The following is a 15,611-nucleotide window of genomic DNA, read 5'->3' on the forward strand; positions in this document are numbered from 1 at the left end:
AAATTAATAATTCTAATCCAAAATCCATAAATATGAAAAAGTTACTTCTCTTTATTGGTGCATTTTTTGTTTATTCCCACTCGGCAATTACACAAACAAATGCAATACAAATCAATTTTTCTATATATTGAAACATAACAAAATGTACCGAGAACCGTTTTTAATATTAATTTTTTCAATAGCCCCGAAATACAAAATAATCTTAAATCTATTTTTATCATGAAAAAAATTTTCATATCACTATTATTAATCACTGCAACGGGGCTTTCAGCTCAGAATCAAACCTATAAAATAGCAGATGGAGTAATCACACATCAGGATTTATTTAATACATCTATGGTTGAAGGTGTTTCCTGCTTTCGAATCCCAGCTATAGTTACAGCCCCAAATGGCGATCTTGTTGCTGCTATAGATGAACGTGTACCTTCGTGCGGCGATTTAAAATGGAGTAAAGACATCAACATCGTTCTACGCAGAAGTGCCGATAATGGTAAAACCTGGTCTGAGATTGAAACAGTGATTAATTTTCCTTTTGGGCAATCCGCATCAGATCCTTCGATGATTGTAGATCAACAAACCAATGAAATCTTTATGTTCTATAATTATATGGATTTAGATAAAGAAAAAGATGTTTATTATTTACACGTTGTAAAGAGTGCTGATAATGGTAAAACTTGGAGTAAACCACAAGATATTACCAGTCAAATCGCAAAGCCGGAATGGCATAAAGACTTTAAATTCATCACATCGGGGCGTGGAATTCAAACAAAAAATGGGAAGCTATTGCATACTTTGGTAAATTTAAATAGTGGCTTGTATATTTTTGGCAGCGATGATCATGGGAAATCATGGTATTTTATTGATACTCCAATAAAACCGGCAGATGAATCAAAAATCATCGAATTGGCTGACGGAAGTTGGATGGTCAATGCAAGAGTAAATAAGGGCGGCATGCGCTATGTACATATTTCAACTGATGAAGGAAAAACATGGAGCAGTAAACCCGAACCAAAGTTAATAGATCCAGGTTGTAATGCAGGTATCGTTCGATACACTGCTAAAGCAGATGGATATAACAAAAATAGAATCCTTTTTTCTAATGCTAAAATGGAAAAAGGACGTATGAATTTGACCGTTCGTATTAGTTATGACGAAGGAAAAACATGGACAGAAGGAAAAACAATATATGGCGGTGGCTCAGCATATTCTTCCCTTACTGTACTAAAAAATGGAGATATCGGTGTGTTTTTTGAGAAAGATGACTACACTCAAAATACTTTTGTTAGCTTTTCTTTAAAATGGCTTACTGATGGAAAGGATAAATTCAAAAAGCCTTCCAAAAAAAGAAAATCAACAAAGAAATAAATAACAATTAGTAGCCCTCTATGAATTCAGAATTCATAGAGGGCTTTAATTTATATACTAAATAAAAACTTAAAAAATGAAACAGGCTATTATTAATGCCAACGTTCATACTGGAGATGAAATAATTGATAACGGTGTTATTATTATAGAGAACGGAAAAATCCTTTCGGTTCAAAAAGAAATACCAAATGATGTTAAACAAATTGATTTAAAAGGAAAACATATCTCTTCAGGATTTATAGACATCCAAATAAATGGTGGAGAAAAGCATTATTTCAGTCAGTTTCCCACTGAAGAAACCATTCAGGATATTTATGATTCGAGTTTAAAATACGGCACTACCCATACCCTGCCCTGCTTAGTGTCTTCATCCAATGAAACTATTCATCAAGGAATTGAAGCCATTCGTAATTATAAAGCAAAATACAATAACGGAGTTATGGGAATGCACCTAGAAGGTCCGTTTCTAAATCCTCTAAAACGCGGTGCGCATAGTATTAATCAGGTTCGCAAACCTACAAATTCCGAATTAGAGGAAATCATTCGCTATGGCAAAGATGTGATAAAAGTAATCACTATTGCCCCGGAATGTTTTACCGATGAGCAATTAGACATGTTGTTGGAAAGCGGTATTGTTATCTCAGCAGGACATTCAACAATGACTTACGATCAAGCACAATATTATTTTTCTAAAGGAATTAAACTCGTGACACACTTATTCAATGCTATGACACAGTTTGGTCATCGTGAACCGGGCTTGGTTGGTGCAACTTTCGAAAATGAAAGCGTTTATGCCCCTGTTATTTTAGACGGTGCCCATTGCGATTATGCCGCAGCGAGACTGGCGTATAAATTAAAGAAAGATAAATTCTTTTTAATTAGTGACGCCGCATTTTTAGGGCGAAAAGTTGCCAGTTTTAAATGGGAGAATTTTGATGCGCATCTCGACAATGGTTTTTACAGAAACGACGAGGGCAATTTAGCCGGTGCCAGTATTTCGATGCAAGAAGCCGTACAAAATGCCTTTAACCATCTCAATGTATCTGCGGATGAAGCAATTAAAATGGCTACTTGTCGTGTGGCAAGTGCTATAAATATGGGAAATAAAATTGGAAAAATAAAACCTGGATTTCCCGCTAGTTTTGTTACGTTTAACGATGATTTATCGGTAATCGAAACCTTAAATTTCAATCCATTAACACCCTAAAAATCTTTCGCCAAAAGTGAAAATTTTAAAAATTGGTTGATTTTTTGTTTTGAATTTGGTTTTAAAAAAGAGGTGCTTTTATTCTAAAGCACCTCTTTTTTAATTAATAAGAAGTTTTAAGTTTTTTTGATGATTTTATGTTGGAATCAATAACTTCCATTTTTTCTGGTAGGTGTTTTTTGTTTTCGTCGCTAATAATGCAGTATTTTGGAAAAAATTACTTCTCAAGAGATATCCCTAGGAAGAAGTTTTAAGGTTTATTGGATTTAATAAAAGAATAAAATTCGGAAATATGAACAAAATATGGACATTAATCATCACGTGTTTGGTAACCTGTGCTGTATTTGCCCAGCAAAAACCAAATATCATTTACATTTATGCCGATGATATGGGGTATGGAGAATTAGGGGCTTATGGCCAAGAAAAAATAAAAACGCCCTACTTAGATAAAATTGCCAAGGAAGGAATCAAATTCACCCAACATTATGCTAGTGCACCCGTTTGTGCACCTTCGCGCTGTATGTTGATGACCGGAAAGAATAGCGGGCATTCCTACATTCGGGGGAATTATGAATTAGGCGGATTTGAAGATGAGAACGAGGGCGGACAAATGCCATTGCCGGAAGGCACTTTCACGATTGCGAAATTGATGCAACAGGCAGGTTATACCACGGGAGCCATCGGTAAATGGGGATTAGGCATGAACACAACAACTGGCGACCCGAACAAACAAGGCTTTGATTATTTCTACGGATATCTCGACCAGAAACAGGCACATAATTTTTATCCGACCCATCTTTGGGAAAACGGGAAATGGGATACATTAAAAAATCCGTACATACAAGTGCACAAACCACTGGCAAAAGATGCTCCAGATAGTGCTTTCGATTATTTCAAAGGAAAAGAGTATTCGGTAACAAAAATGGCGGAGAAGACTTTGGACTTTATCAAAGAAAATAGAAAGAAACCATTCTTTTTATACTTGCCTTACACAGGACCACACGTTTCACTTCAGGCACCGGATGAAGCGGTGAAAGAATACTTGGGCCAATTTGACGAAAAGCCTTACCGTGGAGAAAATGGATATGCTTCTGCGCTGTATCCTAGAGCTACTTACGCGGCCATGATTACCTATATGGATGAACAAGTTGGCCGAATTATGAAGTTGTTGAAAGAGCTTGGATTAGATAAAAATACGATAGTGATGTTCTCCAGCGATAATGGTGCTACTTTTAAAGCGGGCGGAGCTGACACGGAATTTTTCAATAGTTTTGGTGGTTTAAGAGGTAAAAAACAGGACTTATACGAAGGAGGTATTCGTGAGCCTTTTATTGCGCGTTGGCCGGGTAAAATTCCTGCGGGTAAAGTAACCAATCACATTTCTGCACAATTTGATATGATGGCAACTTTGTCTGAAATTACAGGAGTGAAAGCATGGGATAATGATGGAATTTCGCTTTTGCCAACTTTAATGGGGAATGATAATAAGCAAAAGAAACACGACTATCTTTATTTTGAATTTCCCGAAAAAGGAGGCCAAGTAGCAGTTCGAATGGGAGACTGGAAAGGGGTTAAGAGTAATATGAAGAAAAATAAGAATGCCCCTTGGGAAATCTACAATCTTCTTACGGATGAAAAAGAAACGACTGATCTTGCTGTTCTGCATCCGGAGCTTGCAAAAAAGTTTGAAGAGATTATGAAAAAAGAACATCAGTCATCGCATATAAAAGATTGGGAATTTATAAATCCAAAGTTTTCTGAAAAATAAAAAAAGAGATTTAACGGGCGGTTCTAAGGAACTTCCAATACAATAAGAAATAATTAATAAGCTTTAAGTATGAATAAAATTGGGACAATGCTAATTGTATGTTTGCTAACGACTGTACTGTTTGCTCAGCAAAAACCAAATGTGATAATCATTTTAACAGATGATTTGGGTTATGGCGATCTGAGTTGTTATGGTGCTACAAAGATCAATACACCTAACATTGATAAACTGGCAAAACAAGGCATTCGGTTTACCAATGCGCATTCTACTTCGGCGACCTGTACTCCGTCTCGTTATGCAATAATGACGGGGCAATATCCTTGGCGAAAAAAAGGCACGGGAATTCTACCCGGTGATGCCGCTTTAGTTGTTCCAACGGATAAAACAACTTTACCTTCCTTGTTTCAGAAAGCAGGATACCAAACTGGTATCGTTGGTAAATGGCATTTGGGATTGGGCAATAGTTTAGAAAAAGAATGGAATGGTGAATTAAAACCGGGTCCCAACGAAGTGGGCTTTGGTTATTCATTTATATTTCCGGCTACTGCGGATCGTGTACCCACGGTTTTTGTAGAAAATCACAAGGTAGTTGCATTGGATCTCGCCGATCCCATTCAGGTTGATTATAAAAAAATAGTTGGTAATGATCCAACGGGGAAAGAGCATCCTGAATTATTAAAAATGCAATCTTCTCCCGGACAGGGGCATAATAATACGATTGTAAATGGCATCGGGCGCATTGGTTATATGAGTGGGGGTAATAAAGCCCGATGGACCGATGAAGAAATGCCGTTGACTTTTTTATCAAAAGCAAAAGACTTTATTGAAACCAATAAACACAATCCGTTTTTTCTCTATTATACGTTGACTGAACCACATGTACCCCGCATGCCTTCCACGATGTTTAAAGGGAAAAGTGAATTGGGTTATCGTGGTGATGCGATTTTGCAATTAGACTGGACGGTAGGGGAAATTATGAAGCAATTGGAATATCTTGGCATTTCAAAAAATACCATCATCATTTTTAGCAGCGATAACGGCCCTGTGCTCGATGATGGTTATCAGGATGAAGCGGTCTCAAAACTAAATGGGCATACACCTGCAGGCGTTTTACGTGGCGGAAAATATAGTTTATTTGAAGCCGGCACAAGAATTCCATTTATTGTGAGTTGGCAAGGGAAAACAAAACAGGGTGTTTCTGATGCTTTGCTTTGTCAGGTTGATTTATTTAGCTCTTTTTCCAAGATGTTGAATATTAAATTGAAGGAAAATGATGCCATAGATAGTGAAGATATGTTAGCCGTTATGTTGGGAAAATCTATAAAAGGCCGGACTGTTTTGGTTGAACAGGGATTAGGATCATTGGCCATCGTTCAGGGCAATTGGAAATACATCGAGCCAAATAACGGACCGGCGATGAATACGGCTACCAATATAGAATTAGGGAATAACCAACAACCACAGTTGTATGATTTAAGTGTTGATATTGGAGAAAAAAATAATCTTGCGGATAAACATCCGATGAGGGTAAATGAGTTAGCGGCCTTATTGCAAAAAGCAAAAGATAAAAAGCAGAGCGATTAAATTATTTACTTTTAAATTTGGCAATTAGATTTAATAAAAATATAAATGAAGTATAAGGCAGTTATTCTGGGATTACTATTATTTTCACTGGGAGCTTGTAATAAGAAGCCTGACAAAACTTCTAAGGCTACTAATGATGCGATGAGTTGTGAATCGAGGCTTCCATCCCGTTTTTCGGCAACAAAAGACACCATTGCCATCAATAAATCAGGGACGGTTTCTTATGAAGGAATGGTGCAGATACCTGCGGGTGAATTTATGATGGGCGCTTCAGATAATGAAGGAAGGTCTGATGAATACCCGCAACACCCAGTAAAAACGAATAGTTTTTGGATGGATGCTACTGAAGTTACCAATGCCCAATTTAAAAAATTTGTCGATGCAACGGGCTATGTCACCACTGCTGAAATAAAACCGGATTGGGAAGAAATAAAAAAACAGCTGCCTCCAGGCACACCAAAACCAGACGAGAGTTTATTAGTAACAGCATCGTTAGTGTTTACACCTACTTCTTCGGCTGTAAATTTAAATGATGCCTCCAAATGGTGGAGTTGGACCCAAGATGCCAATTGGAAACATCCACAAGGACCCGCCAGCAGTATCAAAGGAAAAGATAATTATCCCGTGGTGCATATTTCATGGGATGATGCTAATGCGTATGCAAAATGGGCGGGAAAAAGATTGCCTACGGAAGCCGAATGGGAGTTTGCCGCTCGAGGCGGATTAGTTGATAACAAATATTTTTGGGGCGATGAAGATCCCGAAAAAGGGAAGCCAAAAGCAAATATCTGGCAAGGAAAATTTCCCTACTTAAATAAGACTGTAGATAAATTTAAAGGAGCCGCTCCTGTGAAATCTTTTGCCCCTAATAAATTCGGATTGTATGATATGGCGGGTAATGTTTGGGAATGGTGCAGCGACTGGTATACACCTGACTATTATAAGGGGTTGGGCAACGGTCTTTCGATTAACCCGAAAGGTCCGGCAAGAAGCTACGATCCCATGGAGCCTACCGTTCCCAAAAGAGTGGTTCGTGGCGGTTCTTTTCTTTGCAATGCTTCCTATTGCAAAGGATATCGAGTTACAGCACGTATGAAATCATCTCCCGATACCGGTCTAGAGCATACCGGTTTCAGGTGTGTGGCTGATGCCAAATAATGGTGCTTTACTTTGTTCCTAAACTTCAAAACTCTTATACTAATATTTTATAACTTTGTACCAACCGCTGAATTATGTGCCCTTTTAGATACTTCTGAGACTCTAAAGACGTCATCAATAAATAATGGCATGCAAACACGGGGTTGCTAATTCCTGCATTGGGAAGTAAAACTATAAATGGATTCATTAACACAGATTGTTTTAGGAATTGCCGTTGCCGAGGTATGTGTAGGCAAAAAACTTAAAAACAGAACCTTTTTATATGGTGCGATTTTAGGAACAATTCCTGATTTAGATGTAGTAATCGGTTTATTTTTGAATCCGATTGATGGGATTATGATTCATCGCGGCATAAGTCATTCTCTTATATTATTTCTGTTTCTATCTCCTTTTTTGGGTTGGATTATTTCAAAAATAGAAAAGGACAAAATTAACTTTCTTGGAGCAACATCGATGGTGTTTTGGTGCTTATTCACCCATGTATTACTCGATATGTTTACTTCCTGGGGCACACAGATTTTATGGCCGCTTAACCATCGATTTGCATTAAAAACAATATTTGTAATTGACCCATTATACACTATTCCATTACTTCTTTCATTGATAATGGTTTGGAAAACAAACAAAGTATTGCTCCGTAAAAAATATATTAGGAGAGGCTTATACATCAGCAGTGCTTATTTATTCTTGTCCTGTTTTATAAAACTATATGCTTTGAACCAATTTGAAAAAGCATTAACGAAGCAAGGAATCCAATATTCTGAAATTATAGTAAAACCAACAGCATTCAACCTAATTTTATGGAATGCGAACATAGCAACTTCTGATAAATACTTATTAGGGGATTATTCCCTTTTTGACAGTCAGCCAATTTCGTTTACCTCCTATGCTAAGAATACCGATTTGGACCGCCAGTTAATAGGCAATTCTGACTTTGAAAAGTTAAAAAAAGTAAGTGAGGGCTGGTATATCGTTTCTAAACAAAACGAGACCTTATACTTCAATGATTTACGTTTTGGTTTGCTAAATGATAATCCAAAACAGCCACAGTTTGCTTTCAGTTATAAATTTATCCAAACCGATTCAGAATTAAAAGCTGTTGAAGTAACCAAAGAAAAACGAGATGGTAAACGATTACTTCAGAAGATTTTCAAACGATTAAAAGGAAATTAATCATCCAGAATAGAAAATTATTGGATCTGTTATGCAGAATATTAGGATGATAGTACAGTAAAGAAGGTAATTTAAAAAAATAACCTTTGGTGCTTTTTTGTAATCTTTTATGTTGCTGAAACAAATCCAAAACAATGCCTTATATTGCAGTAGCCATAAAAATCCATCTCCATGAAAGATCTAAAAAAATATAGTAATAAAACAAAAGCGGCTTTTGTTATACTTATTGTTATGCTTATTATTATAGTAAGCAATTTCAATACGCTACAAAACTCCAAAAAGGCAAATGAGAATATCAATGCAGTCTACAATGACAGATTGGTCGTGGCCCGATATATCTTTCAGTATGCAAATGAACTTCATTTTATAAAAGCAAGCGCAATACAAATAAAACTAAATGACACCCAAAAAAAGGAGGAGATTACAACCGCATTAAAAAACATTCAAAACATAGATAAATTATATTTAAAAACGGTATTAACCCCCAAAGAAAAAATATCCTTTGCATCATTTCTGGCTTCTTCCTCTGCGATTAATGAACAAACCAAAAATAGAAATTGGCATCAAGTAGTTTACTCCACTAATCAGGCTTTACAAACATTGGAACAGCTATCACAAATTCAAATTAAGGAAGGCAGATCAAAATTGTCAAACTCAAATGCCTTGCATTACGGTAATAACACGTTTGGTCAACTTCAGATTGCTTTACTGGTTATTTTAGGTGCGGTGTCTTTATATTTGTTAATGGCGAAGAAAAATAAGATCAAAATACCCCAATCTCCAAGTATGAATTAATCATATGCTGAAATATTTTTTACTATGAGAATTAATAATTGTCATTCAACCATCGTACAATACAAAAAATCCAACTGTGACGCAGTTAACGTAAACACAATTATTTAAAAGTCAATAAATTAACGCATACCACCAAATACTAAATCAAGAAAAAATAGTAACTTTAGTATATGAAAAAGCATCACACTATTATTATTGCCGGAGCTGGTGGAATTGCCGAAGCTGTAGGTTTGTTATTGATGGAATGGAGCGAAGTCCCTCCTACTCTTTTTATTGGTGACAGAACCCATTCAAAAGCAAAAAAAGTGGCTCATTGGATTGAAGAAGGCACAACGAAACGCTGCTCCGTTAACGGCTTTCACCTTGCTGAGAAAAGCCTGACGGAGGAAATGGCAGCAATCTTGCGTCAAGGAGATATCATTCTAGACTGCCTACCGGGTAGCCAAGCACCAAGGATAGCCCAATTTGCCAAAGATTTCAATCTTCATTATGCTAATCTCACCGAATATGTTTCAGAAACCGAAGAAATAATGGCTTTGGCAAAAGATGCCAAAACTGGTTTTGTGCTTCAAACTGGTCTGGCTCCCGGCTACATCGACTTGCTCGCCAATGCTCTTTTTCAACAGTTTTGTAGAGACTTTGGAGTAGATAAAGTGGATAAATTAGAAATGAAAGTTGGTGCTCTGACCAATCACGCTGTTGCTCCGCATTATTATGGATTTACTTGGAGTCCGGTGGGTGTTGCTACCGAATATCTGAAAGAAACCATAGTCATAAGGGATTTTAAAAAAACTATACTACCTTCATTGTCGGAAAAAGCTACTATTATTATTGACGGCATTGCTTATGAAGAGGATCTCACCTCTGGTGGCGCAGCAGATTTACCCGATGCATTGTTAGGAAAGGTGCGTTCACTTGACTACAAAACCTTACGTCATCAAGGGCATTATGCTTGGGTACAAGAGCAACTTACTACTTTAGGAAATACATCGGACGCAATTAAAACTCTTCAAGAAAAAATGGAAGCTGTAATCCCTCATATTGAAGACGACAAAATTGTTTTGTATGCAGCTGTAGAAGGCAAAGATGCAGCTGGAATTTTGCGCAGACGAGAGATCGCAAAATGTATACTTCCTCAAAAAGTAGGAAAACATCAATTGAGAGCCATCCAAACAACTACTGCAGCACCCTTAGCGCAAGCAGCCCAATTATTACTCGAAACGCCTCATAGCGGAGTTGTTTTGCAAAGCCAAATTGATCCAGTACAATTTTTAAATGGGAATTATATTGTACATGTTTATGGGAAATTATAAACACGGTAATAATGTATTAACCTGAGTTCGATTATTAATTATTTTTTAATCAATTCAATATCAGTATTTTATTATTTTGTATTTTCCTGTAAGGTCTTTTTTCGACCTTGTAGGTATTTGGATGCAAGAAGAACAATACCTACAAGGTTTTGGAAACCTTGCTGGAACCCAAACCTCTTTGTAAATCAATGGTTTGGCGCTTGTCGAAGAAGCGAATATCGAATCAAAAAACTGTCTGCCTGCACTGAATTTGATACGAAGCACAAAACTTCATTTAAGCACTGATCCCGCTTTTTTTCCAAACGCCTGTTATATTTTTTCTTGTCATTTCGTAATTGCTGGTATTAAATAGTCCTGCATAATCTTGTCAACTTGTTTCTGTCCGTATGGAGTATTATATGCTGTCGAAGTAATTACAATTACAATTGGCTGGTCTTTGAAAATAAAAATTCTATTGCCACCATTTCCGCTCGAATAGTAAACTTCATAATTCACGCCATTTACTTTGTACCTTTTATTCCAAAATAGATAACCATAATACTCGTCTTCTGATATTGTCATTTGGTGTGATAAACTTTTTGCTATCCAGTCTTGTGACAGAATTTGTTTGCCATTCCAAGTACCCTGATTTTTGTATAACTGCCCAAACTTCGCAAAGTCCAACGAACGCAATTGTAAACCACCTGCTGTATTAGCTACTTTTTGAGGTGTGAACTGCCATTTATATTTTGTAATTCCGAGAGGTTGAAATAGGTTTTTGTCGGCATACTTATCTAAACCATTTGGAACAGATTTATGAATGATGTCGCCCAAAACTACAACACCAGCTGTAAAGTAATCCCACTGCTTGTCTGCTACTTTTGTTTTGTCAATTGGTAAATTTAAAGTGAAGTCAACCCAATTTTTTGTAGGATACATATTTTCTTCGTGACCAAATGATTCAGAATTTATATCGGAACCGTCAAAAGTTGAACTCATTGTCAGCAAACTTTTTAAAGTAATACTATCTTTTGATGAGGAATAGTTTTGAAAGGATTTTAGGTTGTAAAATTCTTTTAAGGTTTGTGTTTCGCTTTTTATGTAACCGTCTTTAATTGCGATACCTAAAAGAGTTGACGCAAATGATTTTCCAACAGACCGTGTGTCGTGAAGTGACTCACGAGTTGCTCCGTTAAAATACTCTTCAATTAAAAGTTTACCGTCTTTTATTACAACAACACTTGTTATATCTTTATAGGATTGTATTGCGATTTTTCGGTTTAGTTCTTCAATTTTAGCGGTATCAATTTTCTCTGTTGAAATTTGCCAGTCTTTAAGTGGTTTTATGGTCTGAACTTTAACCAATTTTTCATTGATTTTAATTTCTGGAACTTTGATTTTAATTTGGCCTTCAGCAATAATATTGCCAGTCAACACTTCGGTCAGTTTTAAGTAAGGCCTGATTTCTATTTTAAGAAGATGTTCTCCATTTGTAAATGCTTCTTGTCCGCCATTCGTTAAAAATCTATTCCAAAGAAATCTACCCCAAGAATCTTCATTGGTAGAACTTATTAACGGAATTCTAAAAACTGTTCTTTGATTTTTACTGTCAGCACTTCCTGCCCCAACATTGAGATTTTCAACATAAATCTTTTGGTTGTCAACGAAAAATGTGAATTGATAATTTCCATTTTTAGTTAGTTCGTGAGCGGTTGATTGAGACGAAAGTAAATGAAGATAATTTGTCAGAGAATTTCCTAAAAAAACTCTGATGTTAAGGTCGGTTTTCTCTTTTAATTCAAATGATGTTAGAAAGTCAGATTGTTTAAAATTTTCAATAGGAGCAATCTTACCCATAAAAGCAATTTTACCAACGTTTGCTTTATGAATTGGATAAGTAATACTATCACTTTTTACAAAATCAATTGTTTGTCCAAACAGGTTGAATGTTGTCAGGAAAATTGTGGTTAAAATAGCAAGCCGTCTCATCATATTTCTGTTCTTTAATGTTTGCAGTGTTGTCTTTTAAAATGGTAGATAACTGTTTAATAATCGAACTAATGTTATTAATGTTGAATGTGATATTTTTCAAAAACAAAGATTCATGACAGCCTTCGTAATCAAACTAAATTTGGACTTACCAAGCTTAAAATCAATAATATAAAACATAAATACAATTTGTGGAAGTGAAATTTTTTATTAAACCTCAAATCTCTTATATAAATAACGCTTAAACAAATAAACTTGAATGAGCACCATTATAGATAAAGAGAATAAAGCATATTGCAGTGTTTTAGAAAATGTCAATCTAGAAAATATTCCTAAAATTTTATTATTTAAAAGAGTACTAAAACCTACTGTATCAAACCATTCTGGTATTTGTGGTTGCTCTCCAATAATCGCATAAACTACCAAAGCTGCAAAACCTCCAAAAATAACAAACCATCCTTTTTTTGAAATTAAAGGTTTATAAATGGTAGTCTCGCTTTGCTTCAAAACCGTGAGCTGTGCCATTATTTGAGTAGTAAAATCAAATGAAGGAGACTCTAATGAGGCTTTTCTAATAACTTTTCTTGATAAGTTATCCATTTGTTTGTTTTCGTTCATAATGTTCAATTATTTCTGGCTCTAATCGTTCTTTTAATATGGAAGTTAACTTTTTCCTGCTTCTAAAGAGTTTCACTTTGACATTATTAGCTGTCAACCCCATTATTTTTGATATCTCATCTAATGATTGCTCTTCAAAATAATACAGGGTTAATAAAAAACTATCTTCGTTAGGCAGTCTTTGCAAACAATCTTCTATCGCTTGCTGCTGTTCTTTTTCTACTAAAGCATCAAACGCATTGTCTAGTGTTACCACTTGACGCTCTGTAAACTCATCTATAGTGACCCACTGATATTCTTGTTTGTATTTCTTTAAGGCATCTAAACAATTATTATAGGTTATTCTATAAATCCAACTTGAAAATTTTGAATCTCCTTTAAATTTATTTAAAGACTTAAACACTTTAATAAAGGTATCCTGTGATACTTCCTCTGCTTCTTCCTTGTTTTTAAGCATTCGCAAAGCCAAGGTAAAAACCAAATCTTTATAACGATCAACCAAAACGGCAAATACTTTGGTGTCACCTTCTACTATTTTTGTGATGTAATATTGATCGTCGATTAGGGTCATATATTAGTTAAGACTACAACAAATGGGTTTTGGTTACAGTTAAATTAAAAAAAGTTTTTGAAAAAAGTTGTAACCAAAGTTGAGCTTCTATCGTCCTAAGCTAGGAACACATTAAAAGTAACCAATTAAAAACAATTATTATGGGACCAGAAGTTTTTATCCTAATTATCATTTTCGGAGCAATCTTCGGAGTATTCTATTTATTTTTTTCAACCCGAAACAAGGAACGTTTAGCACTTATTGAGAAAGGTATAGACGCCAGCATTTTCATGACAGAAAGACAAGAGACTGCTCCAATAGCGAAAGTGCTTATCTTAAATTTCGCCTTATTACTAATGGGAATTGGAGCTGGCATATTAATAGCTTTGAGTATACAACACGTTTTTGGCGTTACAAATGAAGCCTTATACCCTGGAGTGATATTCCTAATGGCAGGTACTGGTTTATTGACTGGTTTTAAAATGACCGAAAGATTAGATAAAGAATAAAAATTTGCATTCAAAATTAAGCATATTCCTTTTCAATATTTAAAACAATAAAAGAGATGTCTCACGGCATCTCTTTTATTGTTTTCTAAACGAATTATGCGAATCAAGGGTTGGAAGTCTTTTTTTTCATATCCAGTTACTTTCTGTATCAGAAAATAAAACTATTGCAATAAAAAAAATCCAATGAAAATTGCAATAACTAAATCTTTACTTTTGCATAAAGCGTAAATCATAACCTATGGAAAAACAATATTCTGTTGCGATATACCCTTCGGAGGATATTATTGCTTTAGTTAAATCCATGAAAGATCAATTGGCAAAGGAAGCGGGTTGGTTTCACAGTAAAAATTCTGTGGTTCATATTACCATTTGTGAATTCAAAACTACCGATAAATCGATTGAAATTATTAAAAATCAATTAGTCAGATTGTGTGATACTTTAGAACCGATTGAAGTGTGTTTGAATGGATTTGGTTCCTATCCCAATGGTGCGTTTTTTATATCGCCTAACGAAGATTCTAAAAACAGTTTGAAACCCATAATGAAACGAGTTCATGAATCACTTCGAAGATTTGATTTACAAAAAAGCAACGATCCGCACTTGTCTATTGCGCGAAGATTAACTCCTGAAAAGCTTCAAAAAGCGAATCGTTTGTTTACCGAAATTGACACCGTTTTTTTGTGTGACAGTATTGTTTTACGAAAGTTTGATGAGAATATAAAACAGTTTTTTGTAACTGATACTTTTAAATTCAACAGTAATCCTCAACCCAAACTTATACAAGGAACGCTTTTTTAGTTATTAATCACTCTTCAACCATCCAGTAATGCTCATTCTGGTATTTTGTGTTACCAAAACTTCGTGAACTAGCTCGTCACTTTTAAAGAAAACAGTCTTGCCTTGTGTAGGTGAAATTTTCTGATTGTTGTCTAATTGATGAATCAGCAATTCTCCTCCATCACTTTCTTGCCAATTGCTGTTTAAATAACTAATCATAGAGTATTTTCGACTGGGATTGTTCTTGAATTGATCCAAGTGTTTTAAATAAAAATCACCCGATTCATACAATGAATAATGAAATTCATAACCTGTTATTCCGGCATAACAACTTTGGTTCAAATAGATAATAAATGCTTCAATTTGAGCAAAAAATTCATTTTCGAATACGTTGTTATGTTTTTTGTCAAGCCAATAAATAGAATCGCTTCGTATCGCACCATCATAAGAAACTTTCTCTGAGTTGCCAATTCCTGCTTCCATCAACAAACTTTTCTGATTTAAAGTAAGCAAGTTTTGCTTTAAGTTATTGGCCAAATCGGTACTCAAAAAATTTTCGGATATGCCTACCTTATTTTCAATATAAGTAGCAATCAAAGCCTCAAAGCAATTTTCCATGTCTTTTTTATTGACAGTTTAGACTGTCAACGGGGCAAGGTAGACTAAATAAAACCGTTAGCGTCTCATTGTGAAATAAATAAAAATTATAGTGTAAACTCGCCACCTTTAAAAACAGAAAAGGTAGAAACATAATGTCAATTTTAACCATGTAAGGTATTTAAGTACATTATAAAAACTTTAAACTTAAGACTCCTAAATACCTTT

The 15,611-nt window shown here is 35.3% G+C and carries 14 protein-coding genes; 10 read left to right on the forward strand and 4 right to left on the reverse strand.

Going from position 1 to position 15,611, the window contains the following annotated elements:
- The first annotated feature begins 219 nt into the window (after window positions 1–219).
- The 8 genes from E0H99_RS08165 (at window position 220) to E0H99_RS08200 (ending at window position 10,363) form a co-directional block, all read left to right on the forward strand.
- A complete protein-coding gene (locus E0H99_RS08165) occupies window positions 220–1,365 on the forward strand; it encodes a sialidase family protein (protein WP_240723464.1) in 1,146 nt (381 codons plus the stop codon).
- A gap of 76 nt (window positions 1,366–1,441) precedes the next feature.
- Complete coding sequence (gene nagA / locus E0H99_RS08170; RefSeq protein WP_131993640.1) at window positions 1,442–2,572, forward strand: N-acetylglucosamine-6-phosphate deacetylase; 1,131 nt, start codon at window positions 1,442–1,444, stop codon at window positions 2,570–2,572.
- Window positions 2,573–2,864: 292 nt separating this feature from the next.
- Window positions 2,865–4,340, forward strand: a complete 1,476-nt coding sequence (locus tag E0H99_RS08175) for an arylsulfatase (protein WP_131993643.1) — start codon at window positions 2,865–2,867, stop codon at window positions 4,338–4,340.
- A gap of 69 nt (window positions 4,341–4,409) precedes the next feature.
- Window positions 4,410–5,924, forward strand: a complete 1,515-nt coding sequence (locus E0H99_RS08180) for a sulfatase family protein (protein WP_131993646.1) — start codon at window positions 4,410–4,412, stop codon at window positions 5,922–5,924.
- A gap of 45 nt (window positions 5,925–5,969) precedes the next feature.
- On the forward strand, window positions 5,970–7,082 hold the full coding sequence (locus tag E0H99_RS08185; RefSeq protein ID WP_131993649.1) for a formylglycine-generating enzyme family protein: 1,113 nt from the start codon (window positions 5,970–5,972) through the stop codon (window positions 7,080–7,082).
- 177 nt (window positions 7,083–7,259) lie between these two features.
- Complete coding sequence (locus E0H99_RS08190; RefSeq protein ID WP_131993652.1) at window positions 7,260–8,255, forward strand: metal-dependent hydrolase; 996 nt, start codon at window positions 7,260–7,262, stop codon at window positions 8,253–8,255.
- 171 nt (window positions 8,256–8,426) lie between these two features.
- Window positions 8,427–9,050 carry an MCP four helix bundle domain-containing protein gene (locus E0H99_RS08195; RefSeq protein ID WP_131993655.1) on the forward strand — a complete coding sequence of 208 codons (624 nt, stop codon included), beginning with the start codon at window positions 8,427–8,429 and terminating at the stop codon, window positions 9,048–9,050.
- A gap of 170 nt (window positions 9,051–9,220) precedes the next feature.
- On the forward strand, window positions 9,221–10,363 hold the full coding sequence (locus tag E0H99_RS08200) for a saccharopine dehydrogenase family protein (protein ID WP_131993658.1): 1,143 nt from the start codon (window positions 9,221–9,223) through the stop codon (window positions 10,361–10,363).
- Window positions 10,364–10,687: 324 nt separating this feature from the next.
- Here the strand turns inward: E0H99_RS08200 and E0H99_RS08205 are convergent, their stop codons facing one another.
- The 3 genes from E0H99_RS08205 to E0H99_RS08215 form a co-directional block, all read right to left on the reverse strand.
- Window positions 10,688–12,334, reverse strand: a complete 1,647-nt coding sequence (locus E0H99_RS08205) for a serine hydrolase domain-containing protein (RefSeq protein WP_131993661.1) — start codon at window positions 12,332–12,334, stop codon at window positions 10,688–10,690.
- A 207-nt stretch (window positions 12,335–12,541) separates the two neighbouring features.
- Window positions 12,542–12,949, reverse strand: coding sequence for a hypothetical protein (locus E0H99_RS08210; RefSeq protein ID WP_131993664.1), 408 nt, complete (start codon window positions 12,947–12,949; stop codon window positions 12,542–12,544).
- Window positions 12,924–13,520 carry an RNA polymerase sigma factor gene (locus E0H99_RS08215; protein WP_131993667.1) on the reverse strand — a complete coding sequence of 199 codons (597 nt, stop codon included), beginning with the start codon at window positions 13,518–13,520 and terminating at the stop codon, window positions 12,924–12,926. The genes E0H99_RS08210 and E0H99_RS08215 overlap by 26 nt, the downstream gene beginning before the upstream one ends.
- Window positions 13,521–13,660: 140 nt before the next feature.
- On the opposite strand from E0H99_RS08215, the gene E0H99_RS08220 reads away from it, so the two are divergent.
- Together E0H99_RS08220 and E0H99_RS08225 are read left to right on the forward strand one after the other, a co-directional pair.
- Window positions 13,661–14,008 carry a DUF6249 domain-containing protein gene (locus E0H99_RS08220; RefSeq protein WP_131993670.1) on the forward strand — a complete coding sequence of 116 codons (348 nt, stop codon included), beginning with the start codon at window positions 13,661–13,663 and terminating at the stop codon, window positions 14,006–14,008.
- 238 nt (window positions 14,009–14,246) lie between these two features.
- The gene (locus E0H99_RS08225) at window positions 14,247–14,807 is read left to right on the forward strand and encodes a 2'-5' RNA ligase family protein (protein WP_131993673.1); all 561 of its coding nucleotides are present in this window, start codon (window positions 14,247–14,249) and stop codon (window positions 14,805–14,807) included.
- A 3-nt stretch (window positions 14,808–14,810) separates the two neighbouring features.
- Here E0H99_RS08225 and E0H99_RS08230 read toward each other — a convergent pair whose 3' ends face one another.
- On the reverse strand, window positions 14,811–15,404 hold the full coding sequence (locus E0H99_RS08230) for a 2OG-Fe(II) oxygenase (protein ID WP_131993676.1): 594 nt from the start codon (window positions 15,402–15,404) through the stop codon (window positions 14,811–14,813).
- Window positions 15,405–15,611 lie beyond the last annotated feature (207 nt).

It is taken from the genome of Flavobacterium sp. GT3P67, from assembly GCF_004349155.1.
GTDB lineage: Bacteria > Bacteroidota > Bacteroidia > Flavobacteriales > Flavobacteriaceae > Flavobacterium > Flavobacterium ranwuense.

Excerpts from the sequence above, each read along its gene's own strand:
- E0H99_RS08210 (WP_131993664.1), bottom strand. The coding sequence starts at position 12,949 with ATGAACGAAAACAAACAAATGGATAACTTATCAAGAAAAGTTATTAGA.
- nagA (WP_131993640.1), top strand. The coding sequence starts at position 1,442 with ATGAAACAGGCTATTATTAATGCCAACGTTCATACTGGAGATGAAATA.
- E0H99_RS08175 (WP_131993643.1), top strand. The coding sequence starts at position 2,865 with ATGAACAAAATATGGACATTAATCATCACGTGTTTGGTAACCTGTGCT.
- E0H99_RS08215 (WP_131993667.1), bottom strand. The coding sequence starts at position 13,520 with ATGACCCTAATCGACGATCAATATTACATCACAAAAATAGTAGAAGGT.
- E0H99_RS08190 (WP_131993652.1), top strand. The coding sequence starts at position 7,260 with ATGGATTCATTAACACAGATTGTTTTAGGAATTGCCGTTGCCGAGGTA.
- E0H99_RS08220 (WP_131993670.1), top strand. The coding sequence starts at position 13,661 with ATGGGACCAGAAGTTTTTATCCTAATTATCATTTTCGGAGCAATCTTC.
- E0H99_RS08225 (WP_131993673.1), top strand. The coding sequence starts at position 14,247 with ATGGAAAAACAATATTCTGTTGCGATATACCCTTCGGAGGATATTATT.
- E0H99_RS08230 (WP_131993676.1), bottom strand. The coding sequence starts at position 15,404 with ATGGAAAATTGCTTTGAGGCTTTGATTGCTACTTATATTGAAAATAAG.
- E0H99_RS08185 (WP_131993649.1), top strand. The coding sequence starts at position 5,970 with ATGAAGTATAAGGCAGTTATTCTGGGATTACTATTATTTTCACTGGGA.
- E0H99_RS08205 (WP_131993661.1), bottom strand. The coding sequence starts at position 12,334 with ATGATGAGACGGCTTGCTATTTTAACCACAATTTTCCTGACAACATTC.
- E0H99_RS08195 (WP_131993655.1), top strand. The coding sequence starts at position 8,427 with ATGAAAGATCTAAAAAAATATAGTAATAAAACAAAAGCGGCTTTTGTT.
- E0H99_RS08200 (WP_131993658.1), top strand. The coding sequence starts at position 9,221 with ATGAAAAAGCATCACACTATTATTATTGCCGGAGCTGGTGGAATTGCC.
- E0H99_RS08165 (WP_240723464.1), top strand. The coding sequence starts at position 220 with ATGAAAAAAATTTTCATATCACTATTATTAATCACTGCAACGGGGCTT.
- E0H99_RS08180 (WP_131993646.1), top strand. The coding sequence starts at position 4,410 with ATGAATAAAATTGGGACAATGCTAATTGTATGTTTGCTAACGACTGTA.